Here is a 19,834-nt window from a genome sequence, read left to right as displayed (position 1 = left end):
CATTTTTCACCCGGCCAGTTCAATAACTTCCAAGTCTGTGAAGGCTCCCTGATCAATGACAAAGCGCACCAATGTCCGTACTTTATGAAAACCGGACATCCCGGCAGCCCCCGGATTAATATGTAACATATTTAATGTTTTATCATATTTTACCTTTAATATATGGGAATGTCCGCTAATAAACAATTTTGGTGGACGCGTCATCAGACTCCCAATGATAGAGGGATCATATTTTCCCGGATAACCTCCAATATGCTTCATCAGTATTTCCGCCCCATCTACGGTAAAGCGGTTTACTTGCGGAAATAGTTTCCTAATCTCCTGACCATCAATGTTTCCATAAACGGCACGAAACGGACGAAACTCGGTAAGTTTCTCCGCTACTTCCAGAGAACCGATATCTCCCGCATGCCAGATTTCGTCACAGGGTTCGAAATACTCCAAATATTTTTCATCCCAATAAGCGTGAGTATCTGATAATAATCCTATTCTTGTCATAAAATCTTTTGTTTAATTCCACAAAGATAGTATATTTGGAGGAAATCTTGACTTTGAAGCGCATGGAAAACAAGTATAATTATTTTAAACGGGACATTAGTTGGCTATCGTTCAATTACCGGGTATTACTGGAAGCCCGCGACGAACATCTGCCACTGTACGAACGAATAAATTTTATCTCTATCTACTCTGCCAATTTGGAAGAGTTCTATAAAATTCGTGTGGCGGACCACAAAGCAGTGGCATCCGGCGCAACGGAAAGTGATGAAGAAAGTGTGCAGTCGGCACGAGAACTAGTGGAAGAAATAAACCGGGAAGTTACCCGCCAGTTGGACGATCGTGTGCGTATCTACGAAGAAATGATACTGCCGGCCCTAAAAAAGAATCATATCATTTTTTACCAGAGCAGACATGTGGAACCGTTCCACGAGAAGTTTATCATAGACTTCTTCCGGGAAGAAATCTTTCCGTACCTGCAACCTGTCCCCGTCTCAAAAGATAAGATTATCTCTTTTTTGCGGGATAACCGGCTTTATCTCGCCATACGGTTATACCCCAAGGAGGGAGGAAAGCCGCTTTATTTCGTAATGAAGCAACCCTATGCTAAGGTCCCCCGGTTTATCGAACTTCCGGCACACGAAGGAAACCATTATCTGATATTTGTTGAAGACATCATCAAGGCAAATCTCGGACTTATTTTCCCCGGTTATGAAGTAGATTCCAGTTATAGCATCAAGATTTCCCGTGATGCCGATATTCTCATTGACGACGCGACCAACGGTGCCGACCTCGTAAAACAATTAAAGCAGAAAGTGAAAAAGCGTAAGATTGGAGATGTATGCCGATTTGTTTATGACCGTTCTATGCCACAAGACTTTCTCGAATTCCTGATGGATGCTTTCCATATCCATCGTGACGAGCTTGTCCCCGGAGACAAGCACTTGAACCTGGAAGACTTGCGTCATCTGCCTAATCCGAACAAGTCGCTCCGTCCTATTGAGAAGCCGAAGCCGATGAGGCTAACTTGTCTTGACGAGAAAGAGTCAATCTTCAATTATGTTGCTAAGAAGGACTTGTTATTATACTATCCTTACCATTCTTTCGACCATTTCATTCATTTTCTTTACGAAGCAGTGCACAATCCTGAAACACGGGAAATCATGGTTACCCAATATCGGGTAGCAGAAAACTCCGCTGTCATTAACACACTGATAGCTGCCGCGCAGAACGGTAAGAAAGTAACTGTTTTTGTAGAACTGAAAGCCCGTTTTGATGAAGAAAACAACCTGGCAACTGCTGAAATGATGCAAGCAGCAGGCATCAAGATTATTTATAGTATTCCCGGACTGAAGGTGCACGCCAAAGTAGCTCTTGTACGACGCCGCGGGTTTAATGGGGAAAAGGTTCCCAGTTACGCATACATCAGTACGGGTAACTTCAATGAGAAAACTGCCACGCTTTATGCAGACTGCGGGCTGTTCACTTGTCGGAAAGAAATCGTGAATGACCTGTATAACCTCTTCCGCACGCTACAAGGAAAAGAAAATCCGAAATTCAATACATTGTTAGTTGCCCGTTTTAACCTGATTCCGGAACTAAACCGGCTCATTGACCGGGAAATCTCTCTTGCCGAACAAGGAAAAGAAGGACGAATCATTTTGAAAATGAACGCACTTCAAGACCCAACTATGATCGACCGACTTTATGAAGCCTCTGAACGGGGGGTAAAAATCGACCTGATTGTTCGAGGTATTTGCTGCCTCATCCCGGGACTGCCTTACAGTCGTAACATTCGTGTAACACGCATTGTTGATAGTTTTCTGGAACATGCCCGTATCTGGTATTTTGGAAACAATGATAATCCCGATCTCTTCATGGGTTCTCCTGACTGGATGAGACGTAACTTATACCGCCGAATTGAAGCTGTCACCCCCATTCTTGATCCTGATTTAAAAAGTGATTTAATAGAATTACTCCGCATCCAGCTGGCAGACAATCAAAAGGCCTGTTGGGTGGACGGTCAATTGAACAATGTTTTCAAAAAGAGACCTGCCGGGAAAGCTGCTATCAGAGCACAATATTACTTTTATGACTGGCTGAACAAGCAGACAACGGTTTAATGAGATTTCAGGCGGATAAGTAAAACAAAATGTAGAAAAGCCAAATAACAAGCAGGAGCTAGAGGGTGCCAATCTTAAAAACGGCACACTCTGGCTCTTCTGCCTATTATTTCTCAGCTTTTCTTAGTGTTTAGGGCGAAAAATGCGAGAGATTCGAATGATCCATCAACCATTTAAGTTGGATAAAACAGTATATTATTTGCAAACAAATACAGAAAAATTGGTATTCTTGCAACAAAATATACATAATTCGCTCCATAATCATCTTTTATATCCTACTACTCCCTCTTATATTCTTAAAGACAGAACATCTTCATCTTTCATTTATATATCCCATCCGAAAGAAATCTCTCACAAGTCTCTCCTTCCATTCGTCCTGTATAATACCTTTACCGGACACTTTCAGCTTGTAACACAAATGTAACACATATGACATTTCACTGCAACGTCAAAATCAGACTTTTGCACTCAGAAATAACATACACATTTTTATGGAGACAATTTACTTATGCATTATCATTTTCCTCTTCGTACTTGCAGTCTTCGACCTGATCGTCGGTGTGAGTAACGATGCGGTAAACTTTCTAAATTCAGCAGTAGGAGCAAAAGCCGCTTCATTCAAAACTATCTTATTCATTGCCGGTATAGGTATTTTCATCGGAGCTTCACTATCTAATGGAATGATGGACATTGCCCGACACGGTATCTACCAACCGGAACATTTCTATTTTGCGGAAATTATGTGCATATTGCTTGCCGTTATGCTAACCGACGTCGTACTGCTGGATGTATTCAATTCAATGGGAATGCCTACCTCTACCACCGTATCCCTGGTATTTGAACTTCTTGGAGGAACCTTTGCACTTTCATTGATTAAAGTAAATGCCGACAGCACACTCAGTCTGGGGCAACTTATCAATACTGACAAAGCACTCTCCGTCATCATGGCAATCTTCGTATCTGTTGCAATCGCTTTCTTTTTTGGTATGGTGGTACAATGGATTGCCCGCGTAGTCTTTACTTTCAATTACACCCAAAAAATCAAATATAGCATCGGGCTGTTCGGAGGTATCGCCGCTACTTCCATCATCTACTTTATGCTTATTAAAGGTTTGAAGGACAGTTCCTTCATGACACCCGAAAATAAATTGTGGATACAAGAGAATACTCTGATACTAATCTTCATACTATTCGTGTTTTTCACTATCCTGATGCAAGTACTTCATTGGCTGAAAGTCAATGTATTTAAAATAGTAGTACTGATGGGAACTTTTGCCCTCGCCCTTGCTTTTGCCGGTAATGACCTGGTAAACTTTATCGGTGTGCCTTTGGCAGGATACTCTTCATTTCTTGATTTTACAACGAACGGAAACGGCGTTACTCCCGACAGCTTCCTGATGACATCCTTACTCGGTCCGGCAAAAACACCCTGGTATTTCCTGATCGGTGCCGGGGCCATTATGGTATATGCCTTATGCACCTCCAAAAAAGCACATGCCGTTATAAAAACCTCTGTCGATCTCTCCCGTCAGGATGAAGGAGAAGAGAACTTCGGAAGTACACCAATCGCCCGTACCATGGTCCGTATAAGTATGACCCTTGCTAACACAATATCACGCATCACACCAGAAGGTACTAAGAAATGGCTCGATACCCGTTTCCGCAAAGATGAAGCTATCATTGCTGATGGAGCAGCTTTCGACCTAGTCCGGGCCTCCGTAAACTTAGTACTTGCTGGTTTACTTATTGCCTTGGGAACCTCCTTGAAATTGCCGCTTTCTACTACTTACGTGACCTTCATGGTTGCCATGGGTACCTCGCTCGCCGACCGTGCCTGGGGACGTGACTCAGCCGTTTACCGTATTACCGGCGTATTAAGTGTTATCGGAGGATGGTTCATCACAGCCGGAGCAGCCTTTACCATTTGTTTCTTTGTAACGATGGTATTACATTATGGAGGAAATATATCTATCATTGTCCTGATTGGTATTGCTGTCTTTATTCTAATACGTAGCCAAATAATGTATAAGAAACGTAAAGCAAAAGAACAAGCTAACGAGACATTAAAACAACTGATGCAAACTACCGACAACGAAGAAGCTTTGCAATTAATGCGCCAACATACCCGTGAGGAACTAGCCAAGGTATTAGAATATGCAGAAACCAACTTCGAATTAACTGTGAATTCATTTATCCACGAAAACCTGAGAGGGCTACGGCGTTCTATGGGAGCTACCAAATTCGAAAAACAACTCATCAAACAGATGAAACGTATGGGAACAGTTGCCATGTGTCGCCTTGACAACACGACTGTTCTTGAAAAAGGACTTTATTATTATCAAGGAAATGACTTTGCCAGTGAACTGGTTTACAGTATCGCCCGTCTCAGCGAACCTTGTTTGGAACATATCGATAATAATTTCAACCCGCTGGATGCTATTCAGAAAGGTGAATTCAGCGACGTAGCAGAAGATATCACCTATTTGATTCAACAATGCCGCAAGAGATTGGAAAACAATGACTATAACGGTATGGAAGAAGTAATTCGTCGTGCCAACGACCTGAACGGCCAACTTTCTCATCTGAAACGTCAGGAGTTACAACGTATCCAAAGCCAGACAGGTAGTATACGTGTAAGCATGGTTTATCTCACTATGGTTCAGGAAGCACAAAACGTGGTAACTTACACTATCAACCTAATGAAGGTAAGTCGCAAATTCCAGATGGAAACGGAGATGCCATAAGAAAAAGATACAGCCTCTCTTTTTATACCTTCCTTGATAAAGAGATGTGGACAAACCAGCCAATAATACTTTTTTAAACTATTATTTTTTATTTATTAAATTGCATAAATATTAAGCCTGCATTCAAAATATTATAAAAATAACCACTCTACTTTAAATTTATTCATTGTAAGCAAACAATTCTAACATAAAAGATGTTGTCTCAGCATAAAGGTCAGCACAGAGTTTAGTTATCAATGAGAATTAATACTTAGTTAGAAAGCAAACAACAGTTTTTATAAGTTAAATTAAAGAGAGAGAGTTTTATGAAAGAGAAATTATTATTAACGTTGGCCTGCCTTTTTGTAAGTGTAGGTATAATGACAGCGCAAACGTCGAAAGTAACAGGAGTTGTTACTTCTGCGGAAGACGGATTACCCGTTGTAGGTGCATCAATATTGGTAGCTGGAACTACACAAGGAACAATCACCGATATTGACGGCAAGTTTACTATCTCAGGAGTTCCCGCCACAGCCAAAACCCTTCATGTGTCTTACGTGGGGATGGCCCCACAAGATGTTACCATCAAAGATGGAGTATTGAAAATCGTACTTAAATCGGATGCAAAGGCATTGGACGAAGTGGTAGTAACTGCTATGGGTATCAAGAGAAGTGAAAAGATTTTGGGATATGCTTCTTCTACTGTGAAGAACGATGACTTGATCGCAGCTAAATCCGGTTCGGTAATGGCAGGGCTTTCAGGAAAAGTAGCCGGACTTAATATTTCTAATTCCGGTACAGCTGGTAGTTCACAGAAAGTAATCGTTCGTGGCTACTCTTCTTTCGCCAACAATCAACCATTGTATGTAATCGACGGAGTTCCGATATCCAACAATACCAGCTTGTCTAATGATAAAGGCAACGGAGTGATCGAGGCAAATGACGCTGTAGACTTTGGTAACGGTGCAAATGATATTAATCCGGAGGATGTAGAATCAGTAACCATACTAAAAGGTGCCTCGGCAACTGCACTTTATGGTTCACGTGCTGCTAATGGAGTTATTATGATTACAACTAAACGTGCGAAACAAGAGAAGTTGACCGTTTCGTATGATGGATCGTTCATGGCCTCCAACGTATTACGTGTTCCACAAGATCAGGATAAGTTCGGTCAAGGTTGGGGCACTTGGGACAGAAGTGAAAACGGTTCATGGGGACCTGCACTCGATGGAAGAATGAATGAATGGGGTTCGTACAACCTCGATCCTCAGATGAAAAAACATTATTCATTCATAAAAGACAACTTACGTAACTTTTACACTACAGGATTCGAAATGAACAATAATATAAGCATTCGGACCGGTACTGAAAAAGTAGGTTTATTCCTTTCTTATGGAAACACCACCTCAAATGGTATCCTGCCGAATAATGCCGATAAATATGAGCGTAACACGTTCTCCCTTCGTGGTAACATGAAATTCGATAAGTTCAGTGCAGACGTTAATGTCAGCTATATTCGTAAGGATATGACCAAAGCCGCCGCAGGGCAAGGGAAAGCCGGTGCTACCATGCAACAGGAACTAATTCAACATCCGGTAGACATTGACTACTCAGTCATGAAAGATTTCAATGACATTCGTTATGATGGTAATAACTATTACACTTGGTATGCACAAAATCCTTATTGGGTACTTGCTAACAACAAGAATAACTACCAAGATGACCGTATCTATGGTAAACTGGAACTTGCTTATGAAGTAATGCCCGGTCTTAAAGCAGTAGGCCGTCTCGGTGGCGACTTTACCAACTCCCGCCAGAAACTACGTACAGCCAAATTGACTTATGCGGAAAACTCTTACAGTGCAGATGGAGGTAAATCAGATGAAAGAGGTACGTATACAGAACGTTCTGACAACTACGACCAATTAGACGCTACCCTCTTCATGAATGCCAACTACAACATCGGTGAAGATATCACTTTAGGAGGTACTCTTGGTTGGAACCTCAACCAGCGGAAATCTTCTTACCTGAAATCTTACCTTGATGGTTTATTCATGGCTGGTTGGTACAACCTTGAAAATGGTATCGACAAACCACTCAGCACTAACTATCGTGAATTACGCAGAACAATCGGAGCATTTGGTCAGGTGGAGTTCGGATACAAAAACTTCTGGTTTGTCAATCTTTCAGGACGTAACGACTGGTCGTCTACATTGCCGATTCATGCAAACAGCTTTTTCTACGGTGGCATCAACACTTCAGTGATTCTGACGGATATGATTCCTTCTCTGAAAAATAACATTGTGAACTACCTGAAAGTACGTGCAGCCTGGGGACAAACTGGTAATGATGCCAATGTCTACCGGACAATGCCTTATTTCGTACCGACTCAGATATCAACAGGTTTCGGATATATCTATACTCCATTGAATGGTGCATTGGGCCTAACAGAATATAACCGTCAGGCAAACAACCATCTGAAACCGGAAAAGACTTCCGAATGGGAATTGGGAATAACAACTAATTTTATTGACAACCGAATCAACATCGACTTTGCTTACTACAATAAGCTGACCAAAGACCAAATTATAGCAGCAAACGTCGCTCCGGAAACTCGTTACACTACGGCAACTCGTAATGTGGGGAAGATTTCCAATAAAGGTATCGAGTTGTCAGTAAACCTGACACCAATTCGTAACAAGGATATCCAATGGGATCTCGGTGTCACATTCAGTAAGAACTGGAGTAAAGTAAAAGAACTCTGGAATGAAGGTGATACTCCTGTAACGGAATATGTACTGCAAACAGCGTACAGCGCCAACTTCGTAGCCAAGGTGGGCGAACCTCTCGGTATATTCCAAGTCCCAGCCATTGCTACTGTACAGGACCCAAATAGTCCTTATTACGGAAAAGTGATCGTAGATGCAAACGGCATTCCGACAACGAGTAACAGTGAAATGAAAACTATCGGTTCTTCAGCTCCTGATTTCAACATGGGATTCAATACACGTATCACGTACAAAGGTTTCACTCTCTCGGCTGTAGCCGATTGGCGCAAAGGAGGATATATGTATTCTTACACAGCGCAGTTGATGCACTTCGTCGGTAACACCACACGTTCAGTGTTCAATAACCGTGAACCGTTTGTTGTTCCGAACTCTGTAATGGCCTTACCCAATGGCGGATATGCCGAAAATAATAATCCGGTAACCAGCGACAACATGAGTAACTTTTATAGTGACGCTTATTCCAGAAGTCAGTTCGAGAATTTTGTTATCCCGAAAGGCTATGTGAAACTGAGAGAATTAGTACTATCATACTCATTCCCCAAAGTATTGATTTCTAAACTGGGTATTCAACAACTCGACTTGAGCTTCATTGGACGTAACCTTTTTATGTGGACTCCGAAAGCTAACAACTATGTCGATCCGGAAATCACCAACTTCGGTAACGATATCCTGTCGGAAATCGGTGAATTCGCTTCACTTCCTTCTACACGTAACATAGGAGGAGGTATCAAAATTGTATTCTAAAAAAATGACTGAATATGAAAAGATTAAAAAAAATATATATAGGTGTACTTAGCACTCTATTGTTCGGAACATTTGTTTCATGCGAAAATTATCTGAACATCAATGAGAACCCGAACTATCCGGGAGAATCACAAGTAACTGTATCAGCCCTACTGCCATCTGCATTCACAGGTTCGGCGGGAGTCATGGGATATCTATATCAACTCTACGGCTCTATGTGGGCACAGCACTACACTCAGAATCCATCATCAAGCCAGTATATCACACTTGTCAATTATGCGATGACCTCTTCCAGTGACTTGCGTTTATGGAGAATCCCTTATGCCGACGTGCTGCCCGACCTTGATCTTGTAATCCAGAAGTCAGAAGCCGAAGGTGCTTGGAATTACTGGGTAGTAGGTAAAGTAATGACTGCCTTCACCTATCACGTACTAACTGACGCTTATGGAGATATTCCTTTCACCGAAGCATTGAAAGGTAAGAACTGCAAATATGACGATAGCAAAACCGTAGTTTATCCAGGGATCATCCAAATGTTGAATGATGCTATCGATAAAGCTGACGATGCATCTGCAAAAGGGTTGCTCGCTATGAGTGTGGAAGATTATATTTATGATGGTGATATGACGAAATGGATTCGGTTTGCCAAAACGTTAAAACTAAAACTGCTCATGAGAGACTTCGAAGCAAACAAAACTGAAATTCAAACAATGCTTGCTGCGGGTGATTTCTTGAAAGATGATGCAACGGTCCATTGTTTTGAAGATGTAGTAAACAAATCGAATCCGTTCTATGAGAATGACCGTCGCCAGTTAAATACAACGAACAATGTACGTGCCTGCACTACTCTCTACCAATATTTGAATGAGAATGACGATCCACGTATCAAAGACTTTTATGAGACAACAGCCGGATCTGACTACTCAGCGTATAAAGCTATTCCTTACGGAAGTAGAGATTCTAAGCTTTACTCCATTAGAGAAACCTCCCGGGCTGTCATCGGTGCACTCGACCCTGTTTACTATATGTCGGCTGCTGAAACAGAATACCTGCTATCCGAATGCTACGCACGACTTGGTGATAAAGGCAATGCCAAAACTCATTACGAGAATGCTGTTAATTTATCATTTGAAAGATGGAGTCACGATGCAACAGATTTCATTGCTGACGGAGGTAAATATGCTTTCGACGACACAAGTGAAAATACAATGTTGAAATGTATCCTTACTCAGAAATGGGTAGCCAGCACTCGTTGCCAGGCATGGGACACTTGGTTTGACATCAATCGTACTAGAATTCCGGCTTTAGGAAATGTAGAAACGACTAACGATAATTATGTAACAGGTGAGCTGGCTTATAACCCAAACAGTTCATTGGCAAAAGGTGCCTTCCCAAGTCGTTTTATCTACTCCAAAGAGTCATTAGATTACAACACAAGTGCACCAACTGTCATACCGGGAATTACGGAACCGCTTTGGTGGCACAAGAAATAAAAGTTGAATTTATAACATAAAGAAAGGATATATCTATGAAACCTATTAAATATTTATTTTTCTTGATATTCGCTATGGTTGGATTAATCTCATGCGACACGTATGGAGACTATGAACAGGAGTTCTCACCTGTTTATCCGCTGAGCGGACAGTATTATGTAAAAGTGATTGATGAAGCTGGAAAAGAGATTGTAATGCACACTATTACAGATTCGGATGGACAAAAGACTGATGTATTCGGTACATATATGTATCTGTATAATACGACAGATAACGATAAAGACAAATTATGGATCAAGCTACCAAGTGATGAGTTATTCAGTACCGGCATATTAGGAAAAATTAATTGCAATGTGAAAGATCTCACTTTCAGCGGTACAGCTGGTAACATGGAGGCAGACGGAGCAACTGTAAACGGAACGTTCACTGTAAATTCCGGTATACTGACATTGAAAAGTGTAACTACACCTACGAATGGAAAATCTGATGGTATCGAAGTAAAATATACATTGAATGGAAAAACTTACACGGTAACAGGTTTCCGACGCACTGGTTGGGATGCAGACGAGACTTGGAGTGCTCCACAGATTAATAACTAAACCTAGATTACTACCCCCGAATATCGGTACATACCGAGAACCGGGAGTAACTTTATACTATTTTCCTATTTATATTATATGGTATAAACAGCAATGCAAGACAGTTATCTCATATAAATATGATGAGAAACGAAAAAAGATACTACGGCTCTCAATAATAAATTGATAGTTGTAGTATCTTCTCTATATTTTCATAGTATTTCTTTCCTGTATATACAGGAAAAAAACTAATTATATCTTACCATTGTAATGCCGGGAAATATCCACTCAACGCATTACGAAGAACACCTAATGTAATAGGTTTGACCAGAACTTCACTAGCCCCTGCATTCATTGCATTCTCTCTGTCCGAACTGAAAGCATACGCAGTCTGCATAATGATAGGGATTTCTTTATCTTCTTCACGAATAATCTTGGTAGCCTCCAGTCCATTCATCACCGGCATCTTGATATCCATCAAAATAGCTTTTGCCTCATGACGATATTGTTTGAAAAGTCCTACTATTTCTTCTCCATTCTTAGCCCACTGTATATCACATTTCTTACCTATAATTGCTTTAATTAACTTAAAGTTGCTATCATCGTCCTCTGCCACTAAAATGAGGGGTCTGAACTCTTTTATTTGTTCACTTTCCATAGTGTTTATATATTGTTTTAATTTTATATTTCACTTTGATAATTCATTTCAGCCCGCAAGTTATAAAAAAGATTGATATATTTCGCTATCTTTGCGCCTCAAAATTTAAGAATTGTATGATTTCTATAGACGGACTAGCCGTAGAATTTGGCGGCACCACCTTATTTAGCGATATTTCCTTTGTCATTAACGAAAAAGACCGAATCGCCCTGATGGGAAAAAACGGAGCGGGAAAAAGCACTTTGCTCAAAATTTTGGCAGGAGTAAGACCACCGACACGCGGAAAAGTTTCAACTCCCAAAGATAGTGTAATAGCTTATCTTCCACAGCATTTAATGACAGAAGACGGACGGACTGTATTCGAAGAAACGGCACAGGCTTTTGCGCATTTGCACGAAATGGAAAATCAAATAGAGAAACTGAATAAAGAACTCGAAACACGTACTGATTACGAAAGTGACAGTTACATGGCTCTTATCGAAGAAGTGTCTGTTTTGAGCGAAAAGTTTTATTCTATTGATGCGACTAATTACGAAGAAAATGTAGAAAAAGCATTGCTTGGCCTTGGGTTTGCCCGCGAAGATTTCAATCGTCAGACGAGTGATTTTAGTGGTGGGTGGCGTATGCGTATCGAACTTGCCAAGCTATTACTACAAAAACCGGACGTACTGTTACTTGACGAGCCGACCAATCATCTCGATATCGAATCTATCCAATGGCTGGAAGATTTTCTAATTAACAACGGAAAAGCCGTAATCGTTATCAGCCATGACCGTAAATTTGTAGACAACATCACGACTCGTACCATTGAGGTAACCATGGGACGTATCTATGACTATAAAGTAAACTACTCTCAATATCTGCAACTACGCAAAGAACGTCGTGAACAGCAACAGAAAGCTTACGATGAACAGCAGAAGTTTATTGCTGAAACAAAAGAGTTCATCGAACGCTTCAAAGGAACATATTCCAAAACTCTGCAAGTACAAAGCCGTGTCAAAATGCTAGAGAAATTGGAATTGCTGGAAGTAGACGAAGAAGATACATCCGCTTTGCGTCTGAAATTCCCTCCTTCTCCCCGTTCCGGGAATTATCCGGTTATTATGGAAGGAGTTGGGAAAACATACGGTGACCATGTGGTATTCAAGAATGCATCTCTGACTATTGAGCGCGGTGATAAAGTGGCTTTTGTCGGAAAAAATGGTGAAGGTAAATCCACACTTGTGAAATGTATCATGAAAGAAATTGATCATGATGGTACCCTAACACTTGGGCACAATGTCCAAATTGGATATTTTGCTCAAAATCAAGCTTCACTAATGGATGAAAACCTCACTGTATTCCAAACGATTGACGATGTGGCAAAAGGTGATATCCGGAATAAGATACGTGATCTATTGGGAGCTTTCATGTTCGGCGGACCGGAAGAATCGATGAAGAAAGTAAAGGTACTTTCGGGAGGAGAACGTACTCGTCTTGCCATGATCAAGTTGTTGCTGGAACCTGTCAATCTGTTGATTCTGGATGAACCGACGAATCATTTGGACATGAAGACGAAAGATATTCTAAAGCAAGCATTAGCCGATTTTGACGGTACTCTGATTGTCGTTTCGCACGATCGTGACTTCTTGGACGGATTGGTAACAAAGGTTTATGAATTCGGAAATAAGAAGGTGACAGAGCACTTGTGTGGTATCTACGAATTCCTTGAAAAGAAGAAAATGGCTTCATTGCAAGAATTGGAAAAGAAATAATAAATAATAAAAAGTTAACGTCTACCTGTTCCAAAAAAGAAATATATTTGTATATTTGCGAAATCCAATTCAGATAGATAAAAACCGATAAAGTCTTCAATAAAAGGATGAAAGGGAAGAAGAAGTTCATAGTAACGCTGCTGCTTTTTATCAACATTGTCATGTTGATAGCAGCCGTTTTTCCCCATCATCATCATCCCGACGGGATGATTTGCATGAAGCAAGACTTGCCAACCGAGCAACAATGCCCCATGCATCACCATCATCACCCGGGAAACGATTCTTGTTGCCATAGCGAATGCATGACACATTTCCAGTCCCCCACTCCATCTTTGCAATCTCATAGTGGACCGGATTATATTCTGATCGTTACCTTATTCACGGATGATATTATCGAACACTTACTTCGGCCGTTGGAAAAACGAGCCAGAAATAATTATGACTTTCGGGAATCTCTGCACGGTACGAATATACCTCGTACCTTCTCTCTTCGTGCCCCTCCCTACTCTGTTTTTGCATAATCTAAAAGTATGCAATCAAGTTGCATACCCCATCGAATTATCTTTGCGAAGATTTAAAACAGAATTTTAGTAGGAAAATAACATTTATGAAGAAACTTATTTTTATAGGAATCCTAGGGTTGTTCGCCTTGGGTTCATGCAACAGTAAAGGTCATGAAGGACATGACCACGAAACTACTACACATAACCATGAAACAGAAGGACATGATCACGAAGCGGAAGCACATGATCATGAAGGTGAATGTAGTGAAGACCATAATCACAACAAAGCCACTGACGAGCACGAACACGGTAAAGCTGCCGAAGGACATGGTGACGAAATCATTCTTCCAAAAGCAAAAGCAGACGCTGCCGGGGTCAAATCAACTATTATCCAACCGGCTCCCTTCCAACAAGTTATCAAAACCAGCGGACAAGTATTAGCTGCCCAAGGAGACGAATCTGTTGCTGTAGCTACTGTTGCCGGCGTGGTTTCATTCCGTGGAAAAGTAACGGAAGGCATGGCTGTTGGTCAGGGAAAACCATTGATTACCATCTCTTCCAGCAATATAGCAGATGGTGATCCGGTTCAACGGGCACGTATCGCATACGAAGTATCCAAAAAGGAATACAAGCGTATGAAAGAACTGATCAAAAACAAGATTGTATCAGACAAAGAATTTGCACAAGCAGAGCAGAACTATGAAAATGCCCGTATCAGTTATGAAGCATTAGCTAAAAACCATTCAGCTGGTGGCCAGAATATACCTTCACCTATTTCCGGATATGTGAAGAGTGTTTTAGTGAAAGAAGGGGATTATGTAACGATTGGACAGCCTTTGGTAAGTGTAACGCAAAACCGTCGCCTCTTCCTTCGTGCAGAAGTCTCAGAGAAATATTATCCATATTTACGTACTATCACTTCTGCCAATTTCCAGACTCCTTACAATAACCAAGTATATGAGTTACAAGAGTTGGACGGAAAACTCCTTTCCTTTGGCAAAGCTTCAGGAGACAATTCATATTATGTGCCTGTTACTTTCGAATTTGACAACAAAGGGGATATCATTCCCGGAGCATTTATTGAAGTGTTCTTGCTTTCCTCTCCAATGGAAAATGTTATTTCTGTCCCTCGTACGGCACTCACCGAAGAACAAGGAATATTCTTTGTTTATCTGCAGTTGGACGAAGAAGGCTATAAGAAACAGGAAGTCACCCTAGGAGCCGATAATGGCAAAAGTGTACAAATCCTGACCGGAGTGAAAGCAGGTGACCGTGTAGTCACTGAAGGAGCTTATCAAGTACGCCTGGCAAGTGCAAGCAATGCAATACCAGCTCATAGCCACGAGCATTAAGAGTAATTGTATTTGATTCTACCAATCAATGAGAAATTAAATCATAATCATTCATTAATAAAATCATCCTTTCCCTTCTATAGTAAGGTGAAGCTTATATAATATGCTAAATAAAATAATACATTACTCCCTGCATAATCGTCTGGTTGTGCTCTGTGCGGCTATCCTTCTGCTCATTGCAGGAACATATACCGCCATGAATACGGAAGTAGACGTATTCCCCGACCTTAATGCACCAACGGTGGTCATCATGACCGAAGCCAATGGTATGGCAGCCGAGGAAGTGGAACAACTCGTTACTTTCCCTGTTGAAACAGCTGTAAATGGAGCTACCGGTGTACGCCGCGTGCGCTCATCTTCTACTAATGGTTTCTCTGTAGTCTGGGTAGAATTTGACTGGGGAACAGACATCTATCTGGCACGTCAGATTGTAAGTGAAAAATTGGCAATAGTCAGCGAATCTCTTCCGGTCAATGTTGGTAAACCAACTCTTGGTCCGCAATCTTCTATCTTAGGAGAAATGCTGATTGTCGGTCTGACTGCCGATTCAACTTCCATGCTCGATCTACGTACAATTGCCGATTGGACGATTCGTCCAAGACTTTTGTCTACAGGAGGTGTGGCACAGGTAGCCGTATTGGGTGGAGACATCAAAGAGTATCAAATACAACTTGATCCTGAACGGATGCGGCACTATGGAATCTCCATGGGTGAAATAATGACCGTAACCCAGGATATGAACTTGAACGCCAATGGTGGAGTACTTTATGAATTCGGTAATGAATATATCGTACGTGGAGTACTTTCAACAACCCAAACAGAACAGTTGGGAAAAGCAGTAGTAAAAACTGTAAACGGCTTCCCTGTTACTTTAGAGAGTATTGCTGATGTAGTTATTGGTCCGAAAGCTCCGAAATTAGGAACAGCTTCGGAACGTGGCAAACCAGCTGTACTAATGACTGTAACTAAACAGCCTGCCACCAGTACATTGGAGTTAACAGACAAATTGGAAACTTCGCTGAAGGATTTACAAAAGAACCTACCTCCTGATGTGAAAGTATCGACAGATATTTTCCGTCAAAGCCGGTTCATCGAAAGCTCAATCGGAAACGTGAAGAAATCACTTTTTGAAGGAGGTATTTTTGTTGTCATTGTATTGTTCCTATTCCTGGCAAATGTACGTACAACTATTATTTCATTGGTAACACTACCACTCTCTCTACTCGTTTCTATCCTGACATTACACTATATGGGAATGACGATCAATACTATGAGTTTGGGAGGTATGGCTATTGCAATCGGTTCACTGGTAGACGATGCTATCGTCGATGTGGAAAACGTTTACAAACGCCTGCGAGAAAACCGGCAGAAACCAGAAGCGGAACGGCTTAGTACTCTTGAAGTGGTATTTAATGCTTCCAAAGAAGTACGTATGCCTATTCTGAACTCAACTCTTATTATTGTAGTAAGTTTCGTTCCGTTATTCTTCCTTAGTGGAATGGAAGGCCGCATGTTGGTTCCACTGGGAATCGCTTTCATTGTGGCATTATTTGCTTCTACTGTGGTTGCCTTGACACTGACTCCGGTACTTTGTTCGTATCTCTTAGGCAGCAAAAAGACAAATAAGGAACTGAAAGAATCTTTTGTAGCCCGCTGGATGAAAGGTGTTTATGAAAAAGCATTAACATGGGTGCTAAAGCACAAGCGGATCACATTAGGAAGTACAATTGCTCTCTTCCTGGTCGCCCTAGGAATGTTCTTCACACTGGGACGCAGTTTCCTCCCTTCTTTCAACGAAGGTTCATTTACAATCAATATCAGTTCTTTACCTGGTATTTCACTGGAGGAAAGTGATAAAATGGGGCATCGTGCTGAAGAATTATTGTTAAGCATACCGGAAATTCAAACGGTTGCCCGTAAAACGGGACGTGCTGAATTGGACGAACATGCACTTGGCGTGAACGTATCAGAAATCGAAGCACCATTTGAATTGAAAGATCGCTCTCGAAGTGAAATGGTAGCCGAAGTACGTGAGAAATTAAATACTTTGAATGGTGCGAATATCGAAATCGGACAACCGATTAGTCACCGTATTGATGCAATGTTATCAGGAACTAAGGCAAATATTGCCATTAAGTTATTTGGCGACGATCTGAATAAAATGTTCTCACTCGGCAATCAGATAAAAAATGCAATCAGCGATATTCCCGGTATTGCCGACCTCAATGTAGAACAACAAATAGAACGTCCACAGTTGAAGATTCAGCCCAAACGGGAGGTATTAGCCAAATACGGTATCACATTACCAGAATTTTCAGAATACGTAAATGTAGCACTTGCCGGAAAAGTGATCTCTCAAGTATACGAACAGGGAAAGAGTTTCGACCTTATCGTAAAAGTGAAAGATAATGCTCGTGACGAGATGGAAAAAATACGTAATCTGATGGTAGATACAAGTGATGGGAAAAAAGTGCCTTTAAACTATGTAGCTGATGTCGTATCTGCTATGGGTCCGAATACTATCAACCGTGAAAATGTGAAACGTAAAATAGTGATTTCTGCCAATGTTGCCGATCGTGATCTTCGCAGCGTAGTTAATGATATCCAGAAACAGATTGATACTTCCATTCAACTACCTGAAGGATACCACATCGAATATGGTGGCCAGTTTGAAAGTGAACAAGCTGCAAGCCGGACGCTGGCATTGACTTCTTTCATTAGTATTGTCGTAATTTTCCTGTTACTTTATCATGAGTTCCGCAGTGTCAAAGAATCCGGAGTCATCTTACTAAACTTGCCCCTTGCATTGATCGGTGGTGTATTTGCACTGATTATCACTACAGGTGAAGTTAGTATTCCTGCCATTATCGGGTTCATTTCGCTATTCGGTATTGCTACACGTAATGGAATGTTGCTCATCAGTCATTACAACCATCTACAAAAAGAAGAAGGTCTAGGAGTATACGAAAGTGTGATTCGAGGCTCACTCGATCGTTTGAATCCTATTTTGATGACAGCATTATCTTCAGCTTTAGCTTTGATTCCACTGGCCTTGGGAGGCGATCTTCCGGGTAATGAGATTCAAAGTCCGATGGCTAAAGTAATTTTGGGTGGATTATTAACTTCGACTTTCTTGAACGGTTTCATCGTTCCGATTGTTTACTTGATGATGCACCGGAAAGATAATCCTCACACTCCATCGGTTAAATGAAAGGATGGAAATTGGTCCTTAACAAGAAAAACTTATTATCATCCTATTGAACAAATTAATAAATTAATAAATCAATAGAACGAATTAATAAAAGAAAAATATGAAACGAATCATTATCATAAGCTCTGTACTCCTTGCCTTAACAGGCGGAGTACAAGCTCAAAACGGAATCGATCAGGTATTGCGTAATATTGAAACTAACAATAAAGGGTTACAGGCAAACGCACAACTTATCGCTTCTCAAAAACTGGAAGCTAAAACGGAGAATAATCTAGCTGATCCAACACTGTCATATGCTCATCTATGGGGAGCGAAAGACAAGAACGAAACAATTGGTGAACTCGTAATCTCACAAAGTTTTGACTTTCCAAGTCTATACGTAACACGTAATAAACTGAATCGCCTGAAATCAGGAGCATTCGATAGTCAAGCTGATATTTTTCGACAAGATATGCTGTTACAAGCTAAAGAGATATGTTTGGATATCATCATGTTACGCCAACAAAAACAAATTCTGGAAGAACGGCTTCGCAATGCGGAAGAGTTATCCAAGATGTACGCCAAACGTCTGCAAACAGGGGATGCGAATGCACTTGAAACGAACAAGATTAATCTGGAATTACTGAATGTCCGTACAGAAGCGTCTTTAAATGAGACAACGCTACGTAACAGATTACAGGAACTAAACGCCCTCAATGGTAATATTCCAGTGGTTTTCGAAGAGACAAAATACCCAGCAACACCTCTCCCCGCTGATTACCAAATTCTCAAATCGGAAGTTTTGGCTTCTGATCGTACCCTAATGGTTCTAGGCAATGAAAGCTTGGTTGCCCGTAAACAAATCTCGGTCAATAAATCGCAATGGTTACCCAAATTGGAATTAGGATATCGTCGGAATACTGAAACGGGAACTCCCTTCAATGGGGTAGTAGTAGGCTTTTCCTTTCCACTCTTTGAAAACCGGAACAAAGTGAAAGTGGCCAAAGCCCAAGCATTGAATATTGATTTGCAAAAACAAAATGCTACTCTTCAGGTGGAATCTGAATTAACACAGCTTTATAGAGAAGCTAAATCTTTACATGCCTCAATGGAAGAATATCAGAAAACATTCCAGTCACAACAAGATCTTGAGCTATTGAAACAGGCATTAACCGGAGGTCAGATCAGTATGATTGAGTATTTTGTCGAAGTCTCAGTACTGTACCAAAGCCACCTGAATTATCTCCAGTTAGAAAATCAATATCAGAAGGCCATGGCACGAATTTATAAAAGCAAATTATAATAAGTACCTCTGCAAAATAACTTTATAAAAGGTACGGATTACATAGAGTATACAGATTCTTTCATTTACTTTATATCTTTGTTTGTGCCATAGTATTGGCACAACTGTGCCACCCTATTGGCACAACAG

12 protein-coding genes are annotated in these 19,834 nt (G+C 41.0%); 10 read left to right on the top strand and 2 right to left on the bottom strand.

The genetic code is table 11. The features are described 5' to 3' along the window. Positions 1-6: 6 nt before the first annotated feature. Positions 7-498 carry a metallophosphoesterase family protein gene (locus CZ225_RS05740; protein ID WP_077153314.1) on the bottom strand — a complete coding sequence of 164 codons (492 nt, stop codon included), beginning with the start codon at positions 496-498 and terminating at the stop codon, positions 7-9. A 62-nt stretch (positions 499-560) separates the two neighbouring features. Between CZ225_RS05740 and CZ225_RS05735 the strand changes: the two genes are divergently transcribed. The 5 genes from CZ225_RS05735 to CZ225_RS05710 all read left to right on the top strand — a co-directional run bounded on the left by CZ225_RS05735 (position 561) and on the right by CZ225_RS05710 (position 10,966). After that, the gene (locus CZ225_RS05735) at positions 561-2,618 is read left to right on the top strand and encodes an RNA degradosome polyphosphate kinase (protein WP_077155717.1); all 2,058 of its coding nucleotides are present in this window, start codon (positions 561-563) and stop codon (positions 2,616-2,618) included. A gap of 491 nt (positions 2,619-3,109) precedes the next feature. After that, entirely contained in the window at positions 3,110-5,362 is a 2,253-nt protein-coding gene (locus CZ225_RS05725) for an inorganic phosphate transporter (RefSeq protein WP_077153312.1), read from the top strand. Between the two features lie 305 nt (positions 5,363-5,667). After that, positions 5,668-8,874 (top strand): SusC/RagA family TonB-linked outer membrane protein, encoded by a 3,207-nt coding sequence (locus tag CZ225_RS05720; protein WP_083714591.1) that lies wholly within the window; start codon positions 5,668-5,670, stop codon positions 8,872-8,874. Between the two features lie 14 nt (positions 8,875-8,888). Further along, entirely contained in the window at positions 8,889-10,367 is a 1,479-nt protein-coding gene (locus CZ225_RS05715; protein ID WP_077153311.1) for a SusD/RagB family nutrient-binding outer membrane lipoprotein, read from the top strand. A gap of 35 nt (positions 10,368-10,402) precedes the next feature. Then, positions 10,403-10,966: a lipid-binding protein gene (locus CZ225_RS05710; protein ID WP_025074547.1), complete on the top strand. Its 564-nt coding sequence runs from the start codon at positions 10,403-10,405 to the stop codon at positions 10,964-10,966. Positions 10,967-11,204: 238 nt separating this feature from the next. Here CZ225_RS05710 and CZ225_RS05705 read toward each other — a convergent pair whose 3' ends face one another. Further along, positions 11,205-11,603 (bottom strand): response regulator, encoded by a 399-nt coding sequence (locus CZ225_RS05705; protein WP_073349549.1) that lies wholly within the window; start codon positions 11,601-11,603, stop codon positions 11,205-11,207. A 116-nt stretch (positions 11,604-11,719) separates the two neighbouring features. On the opposite strand from CZ225_RS05705, the gene CZ225_RS05700 reads away from it, so the two are divergent. The 5 genes from CZ225_RS05700 (at position 11,720) to CZ225_RS05680 (ending at position 19,705) form a co-directional block, all read left to right on the top strand. Further along, a complete protein-coding gene (locus CZ225_RS05700) occupies positions 11,720-13,357 on the top strand; it encodes an ABC-F family ATP-binding cassette domain-containing protein (RefSeq protein WP_077153310.1) in 1,638 nt (545 codons plus the stop codon). A 107-nt stretch (positions 13,358-13,464) separates the two neighbouring features. Next, the gene (locus CZ225_RS05695; protein WP_077153309.1) at positions 13,465-13,878 is read left to right on the top strand and encodes a DUF6769 family protein; all 414 of its coding nucleotides are present in this window, start codon (positions 13,465-13,467) and stop codon (positions 13,876-13,878) included. Positions 13,879-13,964: 86 nt separating this feature from the next. Next, positions 13,965-15,212: an efflux RND transporter periplasmic adaptor subunit gene (locus tag CZ225_RS05690; protein WP_077153308.1), complete on the top strand. Its 1,248-nt coding sequence runs from the start codon at positions 13,965-13,967 to the stop codon at positions 15,210-15,212. A gap of 103 nt (positions 15,213-15,315) precedes the next feature. Further along, a complete protein-coding gene (locus tag CZ225_RS05685; protein ID WP_077153307.1) occupies positions 15,316-18,423 on the top strand; it encodes an efflux RND transporter permease subunit in 3,108 nt (1,035 codons plus the stop codon). Positions 18,424-18,523: 100 nt separating this feature from the next. Further along, on the top strand, positions 18,524-19,705 hold the full coding sequence (locus tag CZ225_RS05680) for a TolC family protein (RefSeq protein WP_077153306.1): 1,182 nt from the start codon (positions 18,524-18,526) through the stop codon (positions 19,703-19,705). The last annotated feature ends 129 nt before the right edge of the window (positions 19,706-19,834 follow it).

Source organism: Bacteroides bouchesdurhonensis (assembly GCF_900155865.1).
GTDB lineage: Bacteria > Bacteroidota > Bacteroidia > Bacteroidales > Bacteroidaceae > Bacteroides > Bacteroides bouchesdurhonensis.
This window is presented reverse-complemented; position numbering and strand designations above follow the sequence as displayed.

Coding starts and splice junctions, on each gene's coding strand:
- CZ225_RS05740 (WP_077153314.1), bottom strand. CDS start 498: ATGACAAGAATAGGATTATTATCAGATACTCACGCTTATTGGGATGAA.
- CZ225_RS05705 (WP_073349549.1), bottom strand. CDS start 11,603: ATGGAAAGTGAACAAATAAAAGAGTTCAGACCCCTCATTTTAGTGGCA.
- CZ225_RS05685 (WP_077153307.1), top strand. CDS start 15,316: ATGCTAAATAAAATAATACATTACTCCCTGCATAATCGTCTGGTTGTG.
- CZ225_RS05720 (WP_083714591.1), top strand. CDS start 5,668: ATGAAAGAGAAATTATTATTAACGTTGGCCTGCCTTTTTGTAAGTGTA.
- CZ225_RS05725 (WP_077153312.1), top strand. CDS start 3,110: ATGGAGACAATTTACTTATGCATTATCATTTTCCTCTTCGTACTTGCA.
- CZ225_RS05710 (WP_025074547.1), top strand. CDS start 10,403: ATGAAACCTATTAAATATTTATTTTTCTTGATATTCGCTATGGTTGGA.
- CZ225_RS05680 (WP_077153306.1), top strand. CDS start 18,524: ATGAAACGAATCATTATCATAAGCTCTGTACTCCTTGCCTTAACAGGC.
- CZ225_RS05695 (WP_077153309.1), top strand. CDS start 13,465: ATGAAAGGGAAGAAGAAGTTCATAGTAACGCTGCTGCTTTTTATCAAC.
- CZ225_RS05690 (WP_077153308.1), top strand. CDS start 13,965: ATGAAGAAACTTATTTTTATAGGAATCCTAGGGTTGTTCGCCTTGGGT.
- CZ225_RS05735 (WP_077155717.1), top strand. CDS start 561: ATGGAAAACAAGTATAATTATTTTAAACGGGACATTAGTTGGCTATCG.
- CZ225_RS05700 (WP_077153310.1), top strand. CDS start 11,720: ATGATTTCTATAGACGGACTAGCCGTAGAATTTGGCGGCACCACCTTA.
- CZ225_RS05715 (WP_077153311.1), top strand. CDS start 8,889: ATGAAAAGATTAAAAAAAATATATATAGGTGTACTTAGCACTCTATTG.